Origin of the sequence: Micromonospora sp. NPDC051141 (assembly GCF_044455765.1) — a bacterium.
GTDB lineage: Bacteria > Actinomycetota > Actinomycetes > Mycobacteriales > Micromonosporaceae > Micromonospora.
This window is the reverse complement of the sequence record NZ_JBITFD010000001.1, coordinates 543,506-558,655: the sequence shown is the minus strand read 5'-3', so window position 1 is coordinate 558,655 and position 15,150 is coordinate 543,506. Positions and strand designations below refer to the sequence as shown.

Here is a 15,150-nt window from a genome sequence, read left to right as displayed (position 1 = left end):
CCTGAGGACCAGCACCACGAACGAGGGGAAGTCGATCATGGGCGAGCGTATGCTGCGCGGTAGCCGACTGGGCGCGGTCAGCTACGAATCCGACCGCAACACGGAGCTCGCGCCGCGTCAGACCCGCGAGTACCTGTGCGCCAAGGGCCACCAGTTCGAGGTGCCGTTCGCCGTCGACGCGGAGGTCCCCACGACCTGGGAGTGCAAGTTCGACGGCAGCGTCGCCCGGCTGGTCGACGGCAACGAGCCGGAGCAGAAGAAGGCCAAGCCGCCGCGTACCCACTGGGACATGCTGCTGGAGCGGCGGTCCATCGCCGAGCTGGAGGACATCCTCGCCGAGCGGCTCCAGGAGGTCCGCACCCGCCGCGGGCGCGCCTGAGCACCCACCACGTCGAAGCGCCCCCGGGGAGTCATCCCCGGGGGCGCTTCGTCACATCCGAGCTGTTCTCAGCGGTCCACGATCTCACCCTCGATGGCCGGGCCCGGCCGCGACGACTGCCCCGCCGACGGCGACTGCGGCGACGGGGCGGGCGACGGCTGCGGCGCACCTGGGTACACCCGCACCCGACGCGGACCGAACAGGTCACCGGCGACCATCGACGACACCCGCCGCTCCGCGACGCGGCGCACCCCACCACCGGCGAGGCGCCGCAGCGGCGGCACCAGCAGCAACAACCCCACCGCCCCGCTGACCAGCCCCGGCAACGCCAACAACAGCGCACCCAGCAGCCCCACCAGCCCATCGGTCACCTGCGGCCCCGGCGGCTGACCGGCCTGCGCGGCCACCCGGAACCGCCGCCACGCCCGCATGCCCTCCCGGCGCAGCAGCACCAGACCCAGCAACGACGCCGCGAACACCAGCAGCAGCGCCGCGCCGAACCCGACGGCCCGCCCGACCAGGACAAAAACGGCCAGCTCCAGCAGCGTCAGCAGCAACAAAGCCAACGGTACGAATTTCAGTCCTCGGCGCATCTCACCTCATCGGCCCGCACGTGTCGTCACGCCCCTCCAGCATGACACGCCCCCGCTCACGGCCACCGGGCCAACGCGTCCGGACGGCCCCGCACCGCCGCCCGACGGTCCCGCACCCCCCACCGGGTGACCCGCCACAACGCCTCCGCCACGATCAACGGACTCATCTTGCTGTCACCGTGTTCCCGCTCGGCGAACGTGATCGGCACCTCCACGATGCGCACCCCGGCACGGTGCGCCAACCGGGACAACTCCACCTGGAACGCGTACCCCTGCGACCGCACCGACCCCAGGTCGATGGCGTCCAGCACCGCCGACCGGTACACCCGGTAACCGCCGGTGGCGTCACTGACCGGCATGCCCAACGCCACCCGCGCGTACAGGTTGCCGACCCGCGACAACAGCAGCCGCCGCCACGGCCAGTTCACCACCCGCGCGCCGCGCGTCCACCGCGAGCCGATCACCACGTCGGCGTCACGGGCGGCGGCCAGCAGCGCCGGCAGGTCCTCCGGGGCGTGCGACCCGTCGGCGTCCATCTCCACCACCGCGTCGTAGCCGCGCTCCCGCGCCCACCCGAACCCGGCCAGGTAGGCCGCGCCGAGACCGTCCTTACCGGGCCGGTGCAGCACGTGCACCTGCGGGTCGACCCCGGAGATCGCCTCGGCGATGCCGCCGGTGCCGTCCGGGCTGTTGTCGTCGGCGACGAGCACGTCCACCGCGGGCGCCGCCGCGCGGACCCGGGCCACGATCCGCCGCACGTTGTCCGCCTCGTTGTAGGTGGGGATGACCACCAGGACCCGCCCCACCCCGGGATGGCCGGCTTGCGCACCCACCGTCGTACCGCCTCTCCTCGGCTCAGCCGGGGACGACCTCCCGGCGTCGACGCGCCACGGCGGCGCCGAGCAGGGCCGCGACCGCGAACGCCGCGAACGCCACCTCCGGCCACGCCCCGACCACGGTGGCCGGGGTACGCCCGTCCCCGAGTCGCATCTGCCGCACCACCACCTCGGCGGTGTTGAACCCGGTGGCACCGTCTACCCGCCCGTCCGGGGCAACGAACCCGGACACCCCCACCGTGGAGGCCATCAACGCGGCACGGCCGTGCTCCACGGCCCGCAGCCGCACCATCGCCAACTGCTGGCGGGCCTCCGCCACGTCGAACGTGGCGTTGTTGGTCTGCACCACCAGCAGCTGCGCGCCGCCGGTGACGGTGTCCCGCACGATGCCGTCGTAGGCGACCTCGAAACAGATCACGTCGCCCAGCGTGGCCACCCCGGCATCGAGCACCCCGGGCCGGTCACCGGGCACGAAATCGGACCGCACCCGGTCGACCTCGGCGCTGACCTTGCGGGCGATCGCCCGCAGCGGCACATACTCGGCGAACGGCACCGGATGCCGCTTCGTGTACACCTGGGCCAGGTCGGGGCCGCCGCCGGGCCGCCACAACAGGCCGGCGTTGCGGACCTGACCCGGGCCGGGACCCAGCAACACCGCGCCGACCAGGATCGGCGCGCCGATCGCGTCGGCGGCCTGCGAGATGCGGTAACCGGCGCCCGGGTTACGCAGCGGGTCGATGTCGCTGGAGTTCTCCGGCCACACCACCAGGTCGGGACGCCGCGCCTCGCCGCGGCCGACCCGCCCGGCCAACTCGACGGTGGCGTCGACGTGGTTGTTGAGCACCGCCTGCCGCTGGGCGTTGAAGTCCAGCCCGAGACGCGGCACGTTGCCCTGCACGATCGCCACGGTCACGGTGTCCCCGCCGCCGCGTACCCCGACCGGGACGGCCGCCCCGGCGGCCAGCAACGCCACCAACACGGCGGTCAGCCCGGCGACCGGCCGCCACTGCCCCGCCGGACGACGCCAGTCCCGCCACGCCACGACGAGCAACAACCCACCGGCGAGGGCCACGGCGAACGTGACAAGCGGCGCCCCGCCGAGCGCGGCCAGCCGCAGCAGCGGCGAGGTGTCCTGGCTGAACGCCAACCGCCCCCACGGGAACCCACCGAACGGCGTCCGGTCGCGCAGCGCCTCCTGCCCCACCCACAGCACCCCGGTCAGCAGCGGCCACCCCACCCGCCACCGGTCGGCCAGCGGCGACACCCAGGCCGTCGCGGCGCCCAGCAGCGCCAGATAGCCGGCCTGCAACAGCGACAACAGCGCCCACGGCAGCCAGCCGGTGTGCAGGTTCGTCCACTCCAGCAGCGGCGCGAACAACGCCACCCCGGCCAGGAAACCCAACCCGGCGCCGGCCCGCAGCCGCCGCCGGTGCGCCGCGGCGGCCAGCAACGCCACCCCGACCGGCGCCAGGGGCCACAGCCCGTACGGCGGGAACGCCACCAGCAACGCCAGCCCGGCCGCCACGGCGGCCGGCACGGCCAGCCTCAGCGGCAGCGGACGCGCCACGGCACCCGGACGGCGTGCCCCGTCGGTGGCACGCGGCTGTTCCCGGTCGAGCGTCGTCACCGGCACCTCACCACGATCACGGGCCGAAGGCTACCCGCCCGCCACGTCGAGACGCCCACAGGTGGCCCGGCGACGAAAATCGGGGCGCGGCCCAAGCCGCGCCCCGATGCTCCCAGGCCCTTCCCGGCCGGTGGGGCGAGGACGATCGGTGCCGACCTTCGGACCGACCGGACGTGGACTGGCTGCCCCCGCCTGGCCGTTGTCTACTGGCCGTTCCTCTCACCCTGCCCGTACACCGGTAACCGCGACCGGTTCGCGCCGCCCCGCCGACCCCCGCCCGCTGGACCTGGCCGCCGCAACCTTCCGGTCGCTCGGCCAGCGGACGAGAGGACGAAACGAACAACAGCCGCTTCCCGTGGTAGGACTCAAAGACGGTACGGCGTGCACCCCCGCCGCTGTCAACCCACCCCGGCCTGTCGTGTGTTGCGCCACGGCGTGTCGCGTCGGCGCGTCTCGATACGCCGACACCCGACGCCGCCCGCCGCCGGAAGGGCTCAGCCGCCCAGATGCCGACGCAGCAGGGCCGCCGCCGCGCCCGGATGATCGGCGGCCAGCAGCCCACCGGCGGCCAGGACGTAGTCGACGTCCACGACGGCGCGCGCCGCCCGCGGCAGCGGCCACCCCCCGGCGTGGTCACCGAGCACCGCGGCGAGCACACCGGCGGCGTCGACCGGCGCGGCGTGCCGCAACACCCCACCGGAGCCGACCAGCACCCGCACGTCCCGCAGATCCCGACCGGCGCGTTCACGGGTCGCCGCACCCCGGGCATGCCGACGCAACGCCACCGTCGCGGCGAGCCCGGCGATCCGCCGCTCCACAGCCCGGTCGGCGTCGTCGACGGGCAGGAACCCGGGATCCGCGGCCCGCACCGCCGCCGCAGCCGCCAGACCGTCGGCCTCCCCCACGGCGAGCAGCCGCTCCTCGGCGGCGGCCCGCACCACCCCCGGGGCGCTCCACCGCATCCCCAGATCCCCCTCGACGGTACGGGCCCGCCACAGCGTGCCGGCCACCTCCTGGCCGGGCCCGCTGTCCCGCTCATCGGGAGTGAGCACCGAATACACATCGGTGGTGGCGCCACCCACGTCGACGACGGCCAGGTCCCCGCCGAGCGCGTCCGCGAGCACCTCCACCCCGGTGAGCACCGCATCCGGCGTCGCCGCCCGCACCAACCGGGCGAAACGACCACCCCGGGACAACTTCTTACCGCCGATGACGTGCCGCAGGAACACCTCCCGGATCGCCGCGCGAGCCGGACCCGGCGTCAGCACCCCGATCCGCGGCAACACATTGTCAGCGGCCGTGACCGGCACCCCCGCCGCCGACAACACGGCACACAGCTCCCCCCGCACGTCGACGTTGCCGGCGAGCACCACCGGCACCCGCCACCGCGCCCGCGCCAACCGGGTCGCGTTGTGGACGAGGGTGTCCGCGTCACCGCCGTCGGTGCCCCCGACGAGCAGCACCACATCGGGCCGGGCGGCCCGCACCGCCGCCAGATCGGCCCGCCCGAGCCGCCCCGCGGCCACGTGCACCACGTTCGCCCCGGCGGACAACCCGACCCGCCGCCCGGCCTGCGCCGTCACCAGCGGCTCGTAACCGACCACCGCCAGCCGCAGACCACCACCCGCCGACGAACACACATACCAGGGCAGATCCCCACCGGCCAGCCCGACGGTGGCCGCGCCCACCGCCGCGTCCAGACCGTGCACCACGTCCGTGCCCACCGTCGTCGGCGCAGCCGCCGCGCCGACCAGCCGACCACCGTCGAGGTCCACCACCGCGGCCTTCGTGTACGTCGACCCGACATCGGCGCAGACCGCGAGGTTCACGCGCCGCCGCCCTTCCCCGACCACTCCGGGCGCCGCACCACCGTGCTCACGCCGCCGGGGGAACGACCACCGTGCCGGTGGCGGTCACCGCCACGACCGGCTCGGCGAGCACCTCGGCGGCCGACTCACCCCGATCGGGACGGCCCCGGCACACCACCCGCGCGACGAAGTCGATGGTGCGGCTGCGGGTACCGACCCGGATGACGGTCGCCACCACCTCCAGCACGTCACCGGCCTTCATCGGCGCCCGGAACTGCACATCGGAATAGGACGCGAACAGCCCCTCGTCGCCGTCGGTACGAATACACACCTCGGTGGCCACGTCCCCGAACAACCCCAACGCGTACGCCCCGTCCACCAGGTTCCCCGCGTAGTGGGCGTGCGAGTACGGCACATACCGGCGGTGCGTCACGGTCAACCCCACCCGGGGATCCTGCTCGCTCAACTGCTCGCCCTCCTGGAAGTGATCAACGCGTGCACGAGGTAACTGGCCACCTCGCCCGGAGTCGTCCCGCGACCGAAGATCCGGTCCACGCCCAACTCGTCGGTCATGGTCTCGTCGAACCGCGGCCCACCCACGATCAACAGGGGCCGCTTCCCGGCCGGCATCGCCTCCCGGAACGCCGCCGACATCTCCCGCGTGTTGTGCAGATGCGCGTCACGCTGCGTCACCACCTGCGACACCAGCACCGCGTCGGCCTTCTCCGCCCGAGCCGCCTCGACCAACTCCGGCACACTCACCTGCGCACCCAGGTTGCTGACCCGCAACTCCCGGTAGTACTCCAGGCCCTTCTCCCCGGCGATGCCCTTCACGTTCAGGATCGCGTCGATGCCCACCGTGTGCGCGTCCGTGCCGATACACGCCCCCACCACCGACAACTTACGACGCAGCCGCTGCTTCACCACCGCGTTGACCTCCTTGGCCGACAGCAGCGGAAAATCCCGCTCCACCACCTGCACCTTCTCCAGGTCGACCAGGTGGTTCACCCGCCCGTACACCACGAAGAACGTGAACCCGTCCCCGATCGGCTTGGCGTGCACCAGCATCGCCGGATCCATGCCCATCTTGTTCGCCAACTGCACCGCGGCGCCCTCGGCCCGCTTGTCGTGCGGCACCGGCAACGTGAACGACACCTGCACCATGCCGTCACCCGTGGTGTCCCCGTACGGCCGCACCACCGTCTTCCCGCTCATGCCGGCACTCCGCTTCCGCCCGACGCCGGCCGCTCCAGGATCTCCGTCGCCGGGTTGTAGTAGTCACCCGCGTGCCGCGCCACCCCGTCCAGGCCCTTACCCCGGTCCGCCGGCCGCTTCATGATCCCGAACGTGCCCTCGGCGATCGCCGTCAACAACGACTGCTCCCCGATCCGCTCCAACAACCCCACCGCCTCACCCAGCACCCGATGCGCCCGCTGCTGGATGAAACCGCCCGGCGCCGGCACGAAATCCTCGTGCAACCCACCCGCCGCGCCCAACACGTACCGCACGTTCTGCAACGCGACGTCCCGGTCCGACAACCACGGCGTCACCACCGCCTCCGTCATCATCCCCACCAGCAGAATGCCCTGCCCCGTCATGGTCCCCACCAGGTTGAAGAACCCGTCCAACAGATTCCCCCGGAACACGTCCCCGGTCATGTGCTTCGTCGGCGGCATCCACTTCAACGGCGCGTCCGGAAACAACTCCCGCGCCAACAACGCGTGCGCCAACTCCAACCGGAACGACTCCGGCACATCCGGATTGATCTCGAACGCGTGCCCCAACCCCAACAACCCGTCCGACAACCCCGCCTCGTGCGCGAAGAACTCGTTGAGCAACTGCGACACCGTCACCGTGTGCGCCTCGTCCACCGCGTCCGCCGTGGTCAGGTAGTTGTCCTCACCGGTGTTGATGATGATCCCCGCCCGCGCGTGCACCTGCCGCGAGAACCGCTGATCCACGAACGTCCGGATCGGGTTGATGTCCCGGAACAGGATCCCGTACATCGAGTCGTTGAGCATCATGTCCAGCCGCTCCAGGCCCGCGAGGGTCGCCATCTCCGGCATGCACAACCCCGACGCGTAGTTCGTCAACCGCACGTACCGGCCCAACTCCCGCGACGACTCATCCAACGCCGCCCGCATCAACCGGAAGTTCTCCTGCGTCGCGTACGTGCCCGCAAACCCCTCCCGGGTCGCCCCCTCCGGCACATAGTCCAACAACGACTGCCCCGTCGACCGGATCACCGCGATCACGTCCGCGCCCGCCCGCGCCGCCGCCTGCGCCTGCGGAATGTCCTCGTAGATGTCCCCCGTCGCCACGATCAGATAGATCCACGGCCGCTGCTTCGGATCCCCGTGCCGCTTGACCAGCCGATCCCGCTCCGCGCGCCGCCTGTCGATCTGCCGGATCCCCGCCGCAACCGCCTTCCGGGCCGCCCGCCGCGCCGCCGTCGCCGCCTTCGCAGCCGGCACCTCGAACCGCACCGACCCCGCCGCCGCCTTCTGCGCCAGCAACGTCACATCCGACACGCCCTCCCGCGCCAACGCGTCGAACACCGGCACCGCCACCCCGTGACCCAGGCCCACATCCGCCACCACGGCGTCCACCAGCCGGTTCACCCACGGAATACCGTCCGGGTCCGCGCCCGACACCCCGGCCAGCCGCAGCACCGCCCGCTCCACCGACACCGTGGTGTGGCTGCGCGCCAGATCCACCACCGGCTGTCCCGCCCGACGCGCCAACTCCCGCGCCCGCGCCACCAGCACCGGATCCAGCCCAAGCTTCCCTGTCACGAAGACCCTTCCTGATAGATCACGTCACCGCGCAACACCGTCGCCCGACACACCGGCAGCGGCGTCGGATCATCCGGCCCCCGCACCTCCGGATCCGCCGCCAACAGCACCGGCAACCCCCGCTCCACCCCGGCCGGCGCATCCCACACCGCGAACGTCGCCGGCGCCCCCAACGCCAGCACCCCCTCGCTGTCCAGATGCACCGCCCGCCACCCACCACGGGTGTGCGCCGCGAACGCCGCCCGCACACTCATCCGCTGCGACGGATTGTGATGCGCCGCCGCCGCCCGCACCGAACCCCACGGATCCAACGGCGTCACCGGCGAATCCGACCCGAACGCCAACGCCACCCCCACCCCGTGCATCGCACCCATCGGATTCGACTCCAACGACCGGGACAAGCCCAACCGCGACTCGTACATCCGACCCGCGCCACCCCACAACCTGTCGAACGCCGGCTGCATCGACGCCACGATCCCGAACTCCACGAACCCGGCGATCAACCGCTTGCTCATGATCTCCGCGTGCTCCACCCGGTGCCGCGCAGCCCGCAACCGCTCCGTGCCCACCCGCTCCGCCGCCGCCGCGAACCCCGCCAACACCGTGCCGATCGCCGCGTCCCCGATCGCGTGGAACCCGCCCTGCATCCCGTGCGCCGCACAGTCCAACAAATGATCACGAACCTGCTCCGCCGACACGTACCCGTGCCCACACGCCCCCGGCTCCCCGTCCAGGTACGCCGCCGACACGTGCGCCGTCCGCGACCCCAACGCCCCGTCCGCGAACAGATCCCCACCCGCACCCACCGCACCCAACTCCCGGGCCTTCGCCGCACCCAACAGCTCACCCCAGTACCCGTACACCTCCGGCACCCCGGCCCCCGAAACGCCCAACAACCCGGTGAAGTCCTCCTCATCCGAAATGCCCGGACCACCGCACTCGTGCACCGCCGCGATACCCAACGACGCCGCATGCCCCAACGCCCGCCGCTGCGCCGCCACCCGCTGCGCCCGCGTCACCGACCCGAACGCCGCCGCCCGCACCACATGATGCGCGTCCCGCCGCAACCAACCCGACGGGTCGTACCCCGCCACCGACGACACCTCCGGACACGCCGCCAGCAACGCCGCCGACACCAACGCCGAATGGATCGACGCCTGCGACAGATACACCCGCCGCCCACCCGCCGCCCGATCCACCGCCGCCGCGTCCGGCACCACCGGCGTCACCCACGTCGACTCGTCCCACCCGTGCCCCAGCACCACCGCGTCACCCGGCAACCCCGCCGCGAACGCCGACACCGCGTCCAGCAACTCCCCGGCCGACCGCACCCCCGACAGATCCAGTCCCGACAACGCCAGACCGGTATCCGTCGCGTGCACGTGCGCGTCCACGAACGCCGGCGTCACCAACGCGCCGTCCAACTCCACCACCCGGTCCGCCGACGGCGCCTCCGCGTCCGCACCCAACCAGGCGATCCGCCCGTCCCGCACCAACAACGCCGTCGCGCTCGGCTCGGCCGGACAATGCAACACTCCACCGCGGTACAGCGTCGAGGGATTCGTCATGACCTCAGTCTGCCGCCAGCCGCGCCTCGAACAGACCACGCACCCCCGGCTCGGCCCGCAACAACTCCAACGCCAGCTCCGCGTGCCCCGGCACGAACCCGTTCCCCACCAGCATCGTCACGTCCGCCGCCAGACCCTCCGCGCCCAACGCCGCCGCCGCGAAACTCGTCGCCATCGAGAAGAAGATCACCGTCCCGCCGTCCGCCGTGGCCAACACCGCGCCGTGCTCACAACCCGGCACGTCCACGCACACCACCGTCACGTCCGCCGGCACCCCCAACGCCGTAGTCACCGCCGACGACAACCCCACCGGATCCCGCGCGTCCGCCAACGCCACCGCGTCGGCCAACCCGGCCGCCGTCAGCGCGTCCCGCTCCGCCGCCACCGGCACCACCCCGACCGTACGACCCGCGCCCGCGCGCCGCGCCGCCGCCAGGGACAACGACCCGCTCTTACCGGCCCCACCGATCACCGCCACCGACACCGGACGCGCGTCACCCTCCCGGGCCCGCCGCGCCACCTGCTCGGCCACCACCCGCGCCGTCAACGCCGGCGCCCCGCACACGTCCAGCACGGCCAGGGACAGCTCCGGATGCAGATCCGCCGGCAGCACCGCGGCGATCGACCGGGCGAACAGGATCGCGTACCCGTCACACGGCACCTGCTCGCTGCGCCCGTCCCACCTCTCCAGCCCGTCGGAGATCGTCAACGGCGTCAGCGTCAACGACACCAGCGTGGCCACCCGGTCGCCCGCGCGCAGCCCCAACGGGGACCGGCGGCCCGCCTCCTCCACCGTGCCGATCAGCATCCCGCCGGACCCGGTCACCGGGTTCTGCATCTTCCCCCGGGTCGAGATGATCTCCAGCACCTCGGCGCGGACCTTCTCCCCGTCCCCGCCGTGCTTCTCCGCCAACTGCCGGAAACTCGCCGCGTCCAGGTTCAGCCGCTCCACCCGGATCCGCACCTCGTTCGCCGCGATCCGCGGGTCGGCGTCCAACCGCCAGGCCGCCTGCGGCAGCACCCCCGCCGGTTCCACGACTCGGTGCAGACCCACCGGTGACGTCACGCCGACCCCCTACGTCCAGCCGCCCGAACCCCGGGGTGGGGTTCGCGTCGCGGGAAAACTTACGGCAGACTAATTTCTTCACCGCAGATTCTCCAGTAGCCTTCGCAAGGTTGATCAACCGCACCGCAGACGAGGAGGGGCCGTGACCCAGACCCAACCGGTGGAGACCATCCCGACGCCCCGCTCCACGCCGGTCGCCGTCCCCGCCGCCGGACAGCCCTACGAGTACCGGCGCGCCCCCCTGGTCGAACCCGACTGGACCCGCTTCCCCGGCTGGCGCCACGTCACCCGCGAACAGTGGGAGAACGCCCAGTGGCAGCGCGTCAACTGCGTCAAGAACATCAAGCAGCTCCGCGCCGTCCTCGGCGACACCGTCGACGAGACCTTCTACGCCGACCTCGAAGCGGACCAGAAGGCCCTGGCCACCATGTCCATGCTGGTGCCGCCACAAATGATCAACACGATGGTGCCGTTCGCGCCCATGACCACCGAGGCGCTGCTCGCGGACCCGATCCGCCGCTACATGATCCCGGTCGCCTCCGACCGGCGCACCGACTGGCCCTCACACCCCTACGCCAGCCGCGACAGCCTCCACGAACACGACATGTGGGTCGCCGAGGGCCTCACCCACCGCTACCCCACCAAGGTCCTCGCCGAGCTGCTCTCCACCTGCCCGCAGTACTGCGGGCACTGCACCCGCATGGACCTCGTCGGCAACTCCACGCCCGCCGTCGACAAGCTCAAGCTGACGCTCAAGCCCGTCGACCGCTACGACGCCCACATCGCCTACCTCAAGGCCCACCCCGGCGTACGCGACGTGGTCGTCTCCGGAGGCGACGTCGCCAACGTGCCCTGGCGCAACCTTGAGTCCTACCTCATGCGCCTGCTGGAGATCGAAACCATCCGCGACATCCGGCTCGCCACCAAGGCCCTGATGGGCCTGCCCCAGCACTGGCTCCAGCCCGACGTCGTGGAGGGCCTCGAACGCGTCGCCCGCACCGCCGCCCGGCGCGGCGTCAACCTCGCCATCCACACCCACGTCAACCACGCCCAGTCGCTGACGCCGCTTGTCGCCCGGGCCGCCCAGACCGCCCTCGACGTCGGTGTCCGCGACGTCCGCAACCAGGGCGTGCTGATGCGCGGCGTCAACGCCACCAGCGCCGACCTGCTCGACCTCTGCTTCGCGCTCCAGGGCGAGACGGGCATCCTGCCGTACTACTTCTACATGTGCGACATGATCCCCAACGCCGAGCACTGGCGGGTCCCGGTCTGGCACGCCCAGCAGCTCCAGCACGACATCATGGGCTACCTGCCCGGCTACGCCACCCCGCGCATCGTCTGCGACGTGCCGTTCGTCGGCAAGCGCTGGGTGCACATGCTCACCGACTACGACCGCGAGCGTGGCATCTCGTACTGGACGAAGAACTACCGCACCTCGATCGAGTCCGCCGACCTGGAGGCGCTCAACAAGCGCTACGCCTACTACGACCCGATCGACACCCTGCCCGAGGCCGGCCAGTCCTGGTGGCACGCCCACCGCGACGACTGACCCGCGCCGACGCACACCCGAAGGCGGGCCACCGGCACTCCGGTGGCCCGCCTTCGTCGGTCGTCACTTCTCGAACGCGTCCTTGACGTCGCGGCCGGCCTGCTTCACGTTCTCCCCGGCCTGCCTGGCGCGCGCCGTGCTCTGCTCACTGGCCCCCTAGGCCCGCAACCGCTCGTTGTCGGTCACGTCACCGATGCGCTCCTTGGCCATGCCGCTCATCTCCTGGGCCTTGTTCTTCGCCTTGTCGGTGAAGCTCATCTCGCCCTCCTCGTCTGGGCTGCGCGTTCTTCTGTCGCGTCCCCGGTGCCTCGGATCGCAAACACGTGCGGTGGCGCACCACCCCTAAGGCATCCTAGGACAATAGGGTGAAGGCGGGTATCGGGCGGGTCGGGTGCCCGCGTGGTTGACTGAGCCGATGAACGAGATCCTGCTGGTCCGGCACGGCGAGACCGCCTGGAGCGCCAGCCACCGGCACACCTCGTACACCGATCTGGAGCTGACCGCCGACGGCGAGCGGCAGGCCCGCGCGCTCGCTCCCCTGCTCGCCGGCCGGCGCTTCGCGCGGGTGCTGTCCAGCCCCCGGCAGCGGGCCACCCGCACCGCCCTGCTGGCCGGGCTCACCGTCGACGCCACCGACCCCGAGCTGGCCGAGTGGAACTACGGCGACTACGAGGGCCGCACCACCGCGGACATCCAGGAGGACCGACCGGGCTGGAGCATCTGGACCGACGGCGGCCCCGGCGGGGAGTCACCGGACGCCGTCGCCGCCCGCCTGGACCGCGTCCTCGACCGGATCGCCCCGCTGCTGGAGCACGGCACCGTCGCGCTGGTCGGGCACGGGCACAGCCTGCGCGTGCTCGGGGCGCGCTGGATCGGGCTGCCGCCGTCGGCCGGCGGGCTGCTGCGGCTGGACACCGCCACGCTCAGCGTGCTCGGCCACGAGCACGGCCGGCGGGTCATCCAGCGGTGGAACCTGCCGGCTCCGACGACGGCCGGGAACGGCCCCGACCAGGCAGCTCGCCACTGATCTTCGGCGGCCGGTTCTCGTAGGGCGTGGACAGCACCACTGTGGTGCGGGTGGTGACGTTCGCGGCGATGCGGATCTCCTGCAGCAGCCGTTCCAGGTCGGCCGGGCCGGCCACCCGCACCAGCAGGAGATAGAAATCCTCCCCCGCGACCGAGTAGCAGGAATCGATCTCGGGCAGGTGGGCCAGCCGCTCCGGCGCGTCGTCGGGCTGCGACGGGTCGAACGGCCGGATCGCCACGAAGGCGGTCAACGGCAGCTCCAGCGCCTCGAACGACACGCGGGCGGCGTACCCCTTGATCACGCCGCGCTGCTCCAGCCGGCGGACCCGCTGGTGCACGGCGGACACCGACAGGCCCACCCGCTCGGCCAGATCCGTGTACGACAGGCGACCGTCCCCGGTCAGCGCGGCCACGATCGCGCGGTCGATCTCCTCCACGCGCTGCAACCTACCGGAGATAGCGCTCCCACGCCGTACCCGCCTCGCCGCGGTGACGCTCAGCGGGCCGTGCGGTCGCGGACCGCGTCGGCGGCGTAGTTCAACACCTCCACCATGTCCTCCTCGTCGAGGAACGGCAGATCGGTGAGGATGTCCGTGACGGACATGCCGTCGGCCAGCATGGCCAGCAGCGTGGCCACCGGGACGCGGGACTGCCGCACGCAGGGCGCCCCGCCCATCACGTCGGGGTCGGCGGTGATCCGGGGGAAGGTCACCGCGACAGGTTAGCCCTTCGCCAGGGCGCGGGAGATGACCAGCCGCTGGATCTGGTTGGTGCCCTCGACGATCTGCAACACCTTCGCCTCGCGCATGTACCGCTCGACCGGATGGTCGGCGACGTAGCCGGCGCCGCCGAGCACCTGCACCGCGTCGGTGGTCACCCGCATCGCCAGGTCGGTGGCGAACAGCTTCGCCTTCGCCGCCTCGATCGAGTACGGCCGGCCCGCGTCGCGCAGCCGCGCGGCGGCCAACAGCAGCGCGCGGGCGGCGGAGATGCCGGTGGCGTGGTCGGCGAGCATGAAGCCGAGGCCCTGGAAGTCGACGATGGCGCGGCCGAACTGCTGCCGCTGGCGCGCGTAGTCGACCGCGTAGTCCAGCGCGGCCTGCGCCAGGCCGACCGCGCAGGCGGCGATGCCGAGGCGGCCGGAGTCCAGCGCCGACATGGCGATGGCGAAGCCGGCGCCCTCGCCGCCGATCAGCCGCTCGGCCGGCACCCGGGCGTCGTCGAACGCGATCTGCGCGACCGGGGAGGCGTGCAGGCCCATGGTGCGCTCGGCCGCCTGCGGCGCGATGCCGGGCGTGGCCCGGTCGGCCAGCAGGCAGGAGATGCCCTTCGGGCCGGGCCCGCCGGTGCGGCAGAAGATGTTGTAGAAGTCGGCCACCCGGGCATGGGTGATCCACGCCTTGGTGCCGCTCACCACGTAGTCGTCACCGTCGCGGACCGCCCGGGTGGTCAGCGCCGCCGCGTCCGACCCGCCCTGCGGCTCGGAGAGGCAGTACGCCCCGAGCAACTCCCCGCCGATCATGTCGGGCAGCAGCTTGCGCTGCTCGTCGGTGCCGAACTGCGCGAGCGGGTAGCAGGACAGCGTGTGCACGCTGACCGCCTCGGCCACGGCCAGCCACCGGCTGGCGAGGATCTCCAGCACCTGGAGGTACACCTCGTACGGCTGGGCGGCGCCGCCGTGCTCCTCGGCGTACGGCAGGCCGAGCAGACCGGCCCGGCCCAGTGTGCGCAGCACGTCCCGGGGGAACTCGGCCCGCTCCTCGAAGCCGGCGGCCTTCGGCGCCAACTCCCGGTCGGCGAGCTCGGTGGCGAGCTCCAGCAGGTCGTGTGCCTCGTCGGTGGGCAGGATCCGGTCGACGTTCATAGCGCGATGAGCTCCAGGGGTGGGTGAGCCGGTGCGGCG

15 protein-coding genes and 1 pseudogene are annotated in these 15,150 nt (G+C 72.4%); 3 read left to right on the top strand and 13 right to left on the bottom strand.

Annotation, left to right across the window (positions count from 1 at the left end; all coding sequences use genetic code 11):
• The first annotated feature begins 37 nt into the window (after window positions 1–37).
• Window positions 38–379 carry an RNA polymerase-binding protein RbpA gene (locus ACIA6B_RS01965; protein ID WP_007460094.1) on the top strand — a complete coding sequence of 114 codons (342 nt, stop codon included), beginning with the start codon at window positions 38–40 and terminating at the stop codon, window positions 377–379.
• Between the two features lie 68 nt (window positions 380–447).
• Here ACIA6B_RS01965 and ACIA6B_RS01960 read toward each other — a convergent pair whose 3' ends face one another.
• The 9 genes from ACIA6B_RS01960 to ACIA6B_RS01920 form a co-directional block, all read right to left on the bottom strand.
• On the bottom strand, window positions 448–972 hold the full coding sequence (locus ACIA6B_RS01960) for an FxsA family protein (protein ID WP_396769992.1): 525 nt from the start codon (window positions 970–972) through the stop codon (window positions 448–450).
• A gap of 56 nt (window positions 973–1,028) precedes the next feature.
• A complete protein-coding gene (locus ACIA6B_RS01955) occupies window positions 1,029–1,805 on the bottom strand; it encodes a polyprenol monophosphomannose synthase (protein ID WP_396769990.1) in 777 nt (258 codons plus the stop codon).
• 22 nt (window positions 1,806–1,827) lie between these two features.
• Window positions 1,828–3,435: an apolipoprotein N-acyltransferase gene (gene lnt / locus ACIA6B_RS01950; RefSeq protein WP_396770215.1), complete on the bottom strand. Its 1,608-nt coding sequence runs from the start codon at window positions 3,433–3,435 to the stop codon at window positions 1,828–1,830.
• A gap of 494 nt (window positions 3,436–3,929) precedes the next feature.
• Window positions 3,930–5,264 carry a glutamate mutase L gene (locus tag ACIA6B_RS01945; RefSeq protein WP_396769988.1) on the bottom strand — a complete coding sequence of 445 codons (1,335 nt, stop codon included), beginning with the start codon at window positions 5,262–5,264 and terminating at the stop codon, window positions 3,930–3,932.
• 46 nt (window positions 5,265–5,310) lie between these two features.
• A complete protein-coding gene (locus tag ACIA6B_RS01940; protein WP_396769986.1) occupies window positions 5,311–5,709 on the bottom strand; it encodes a hotdog domain-containing protein in 399 nt (132 codons plus the stop codon).
• Complete coding sequence (locus ACIA6B_RS01935) at window positions 5,706–6,458, bottom strand: OAM dimerization domain-containing protein (protein ID WP_396769984.1); 753 nt, start codon at window positions 6,456–6,458, stop codon at window positions 5,706–5,708. The genes ACIA6B_RS01940 and ACIA6B_RS01935 overlap by 4 nt, the downstream gene beginning before the upstream one ends.
• Window positions 6,455–8,038 (bottom strand): lysine 5,6-aminomutase subunit alpha, encoded by a 1,584-nt coding sequence (locus ACIA6B_RS01930; RefSeq protein WP_396769982.1) that lies wholly within the window; start codon window positions 8,036–8,038, stop codon window positions 6,455–6,457. The genes ACIA6B_RS01935 and ACIA6B_RS01930 overlap by 4 nt, the downstream gene beginning before the upstream one ends.
• Complete coding sequence (locus ACIA6B_RS01925; protein ID WP_396769980.1) at window positions 8,035–9,606, bottom strand: amidohydrolase; 1,572 nt, start codon at window positions 9,604–9,606, stop codon at window positions 8,035–8,037. The genes ACIA6B_RS01930 and ACIA6B_RS01925 overlap by 4 nt, the downstream gene beginning before the upstream one ends.
• Before the next feature lie 4 nt (window positions 9,607–9,610).
• Window positions 9,611–10,660, bottom strand: a complete 1,050-nt coding sequence (locus ACIA6B_RS01920) for a zinc-binding alcohol dehydrogenase (RefSeq protein WP_199199709.1) — start codon at window positions 10,658–10,660, stop codon at window positions 9,611–9,613.
• 154 nt (window positions 10,661–10,814) lie between these two features.
• On the opposite strand from ACIA6B_RS01920, the gene ACIA6B_RS01915 reads away from it, so the two are divergent.
• Window positions 10,815–12,221 carry a KamA family radical SAM protein gene (locus ACIA6B_RS01915; RefSeq protein ID WP_374709240.1) on the top strand — a complete coding sequence of 469 codons (1,407 nt, stop codon included), beginning with the start codon at window positions 10,815–10,817 and terminating at the stop codon, window positions 12,219–12,221.
• A 63-nt stretch (window positions 12,222–12,284) separates the two neighbouring features.
• Here the strand turns inward: ACIA6B_RS01915 and ACIA6B_RS01910 are convergent.
• Window positions 12,285–12,479, bottom strand: a pseudogene (locus ACIA6B_RS01910) (CsbD family protein).
• Window positions 12,480–12,636: 157 nt separating this feature from the next.
• Between ACIA6B_RS01910 and ACIA6B_RS01905 the strand changes: the two are divergent.
• On the top strand, window positions 12,637–13,248 hold the full coding sequence (locus tag ACIA6B_RS01905; protein ID WP_396769977.1) for a histidine phosphatase family protein: 612 nt from the start codon (window positions 12,637–12,639) through the stop codon (window positions 13,246–13,248).
• Here the strand turns inward: ACIA6B_RS01905 and ACIA6B_RS01900 are convergent.
• The 3 genes from ACIA6B_RS01900 to ACIA6B_RS01890 are packed head-to-tail and all read right to left on the bottom strand — an operon-like array spanning window position 13,178 to window position 15,111.
• The gene (locus ACIA6B_RS01900) at window positions 13,178–13,684 is read right to left on the bottom strand and encodes an Lrp/AsnC family transcriptional regulator (protein ID WP_396769975.1); all 507 of its coding nucleotides are present in this window, start codon (window positions 13,682–13,684) and stop codon (window positions 13,178–13,180) included. The genes ACIA6B_RS01905 and ACIA6B_RS01900 overlap by 71 nt on opposite strands.
• 59 nt (window positions 13,685–13,743) lie before the next feature.
• The gene (locus ACIA6B_RS01895) at window positions 13,744–13,959 is read right to left on the bottom strand and encodes a DUF433 domain-containing protein (RefSeq protein ID WP_107156812.1); all 216 of its coding nucleotides are present in this window, start codon (window positions 13,957–13,959) and stop codon (window positions 13,744–13,746) included.
• Between the two features lie 9 nt (window positions 13,960–13,968).
• Entirely contained in the window at window positions 13,969–15,111 is a 1,143-nt protein-coding gene (locus ACIA6B_RS01890; protein WP_396769973.1) for an acyl-CoA dehydrogenase family protein, read from the bottom strand.
• Window positions 15,112–15,150: the final 39 nt, after the last annotated feature.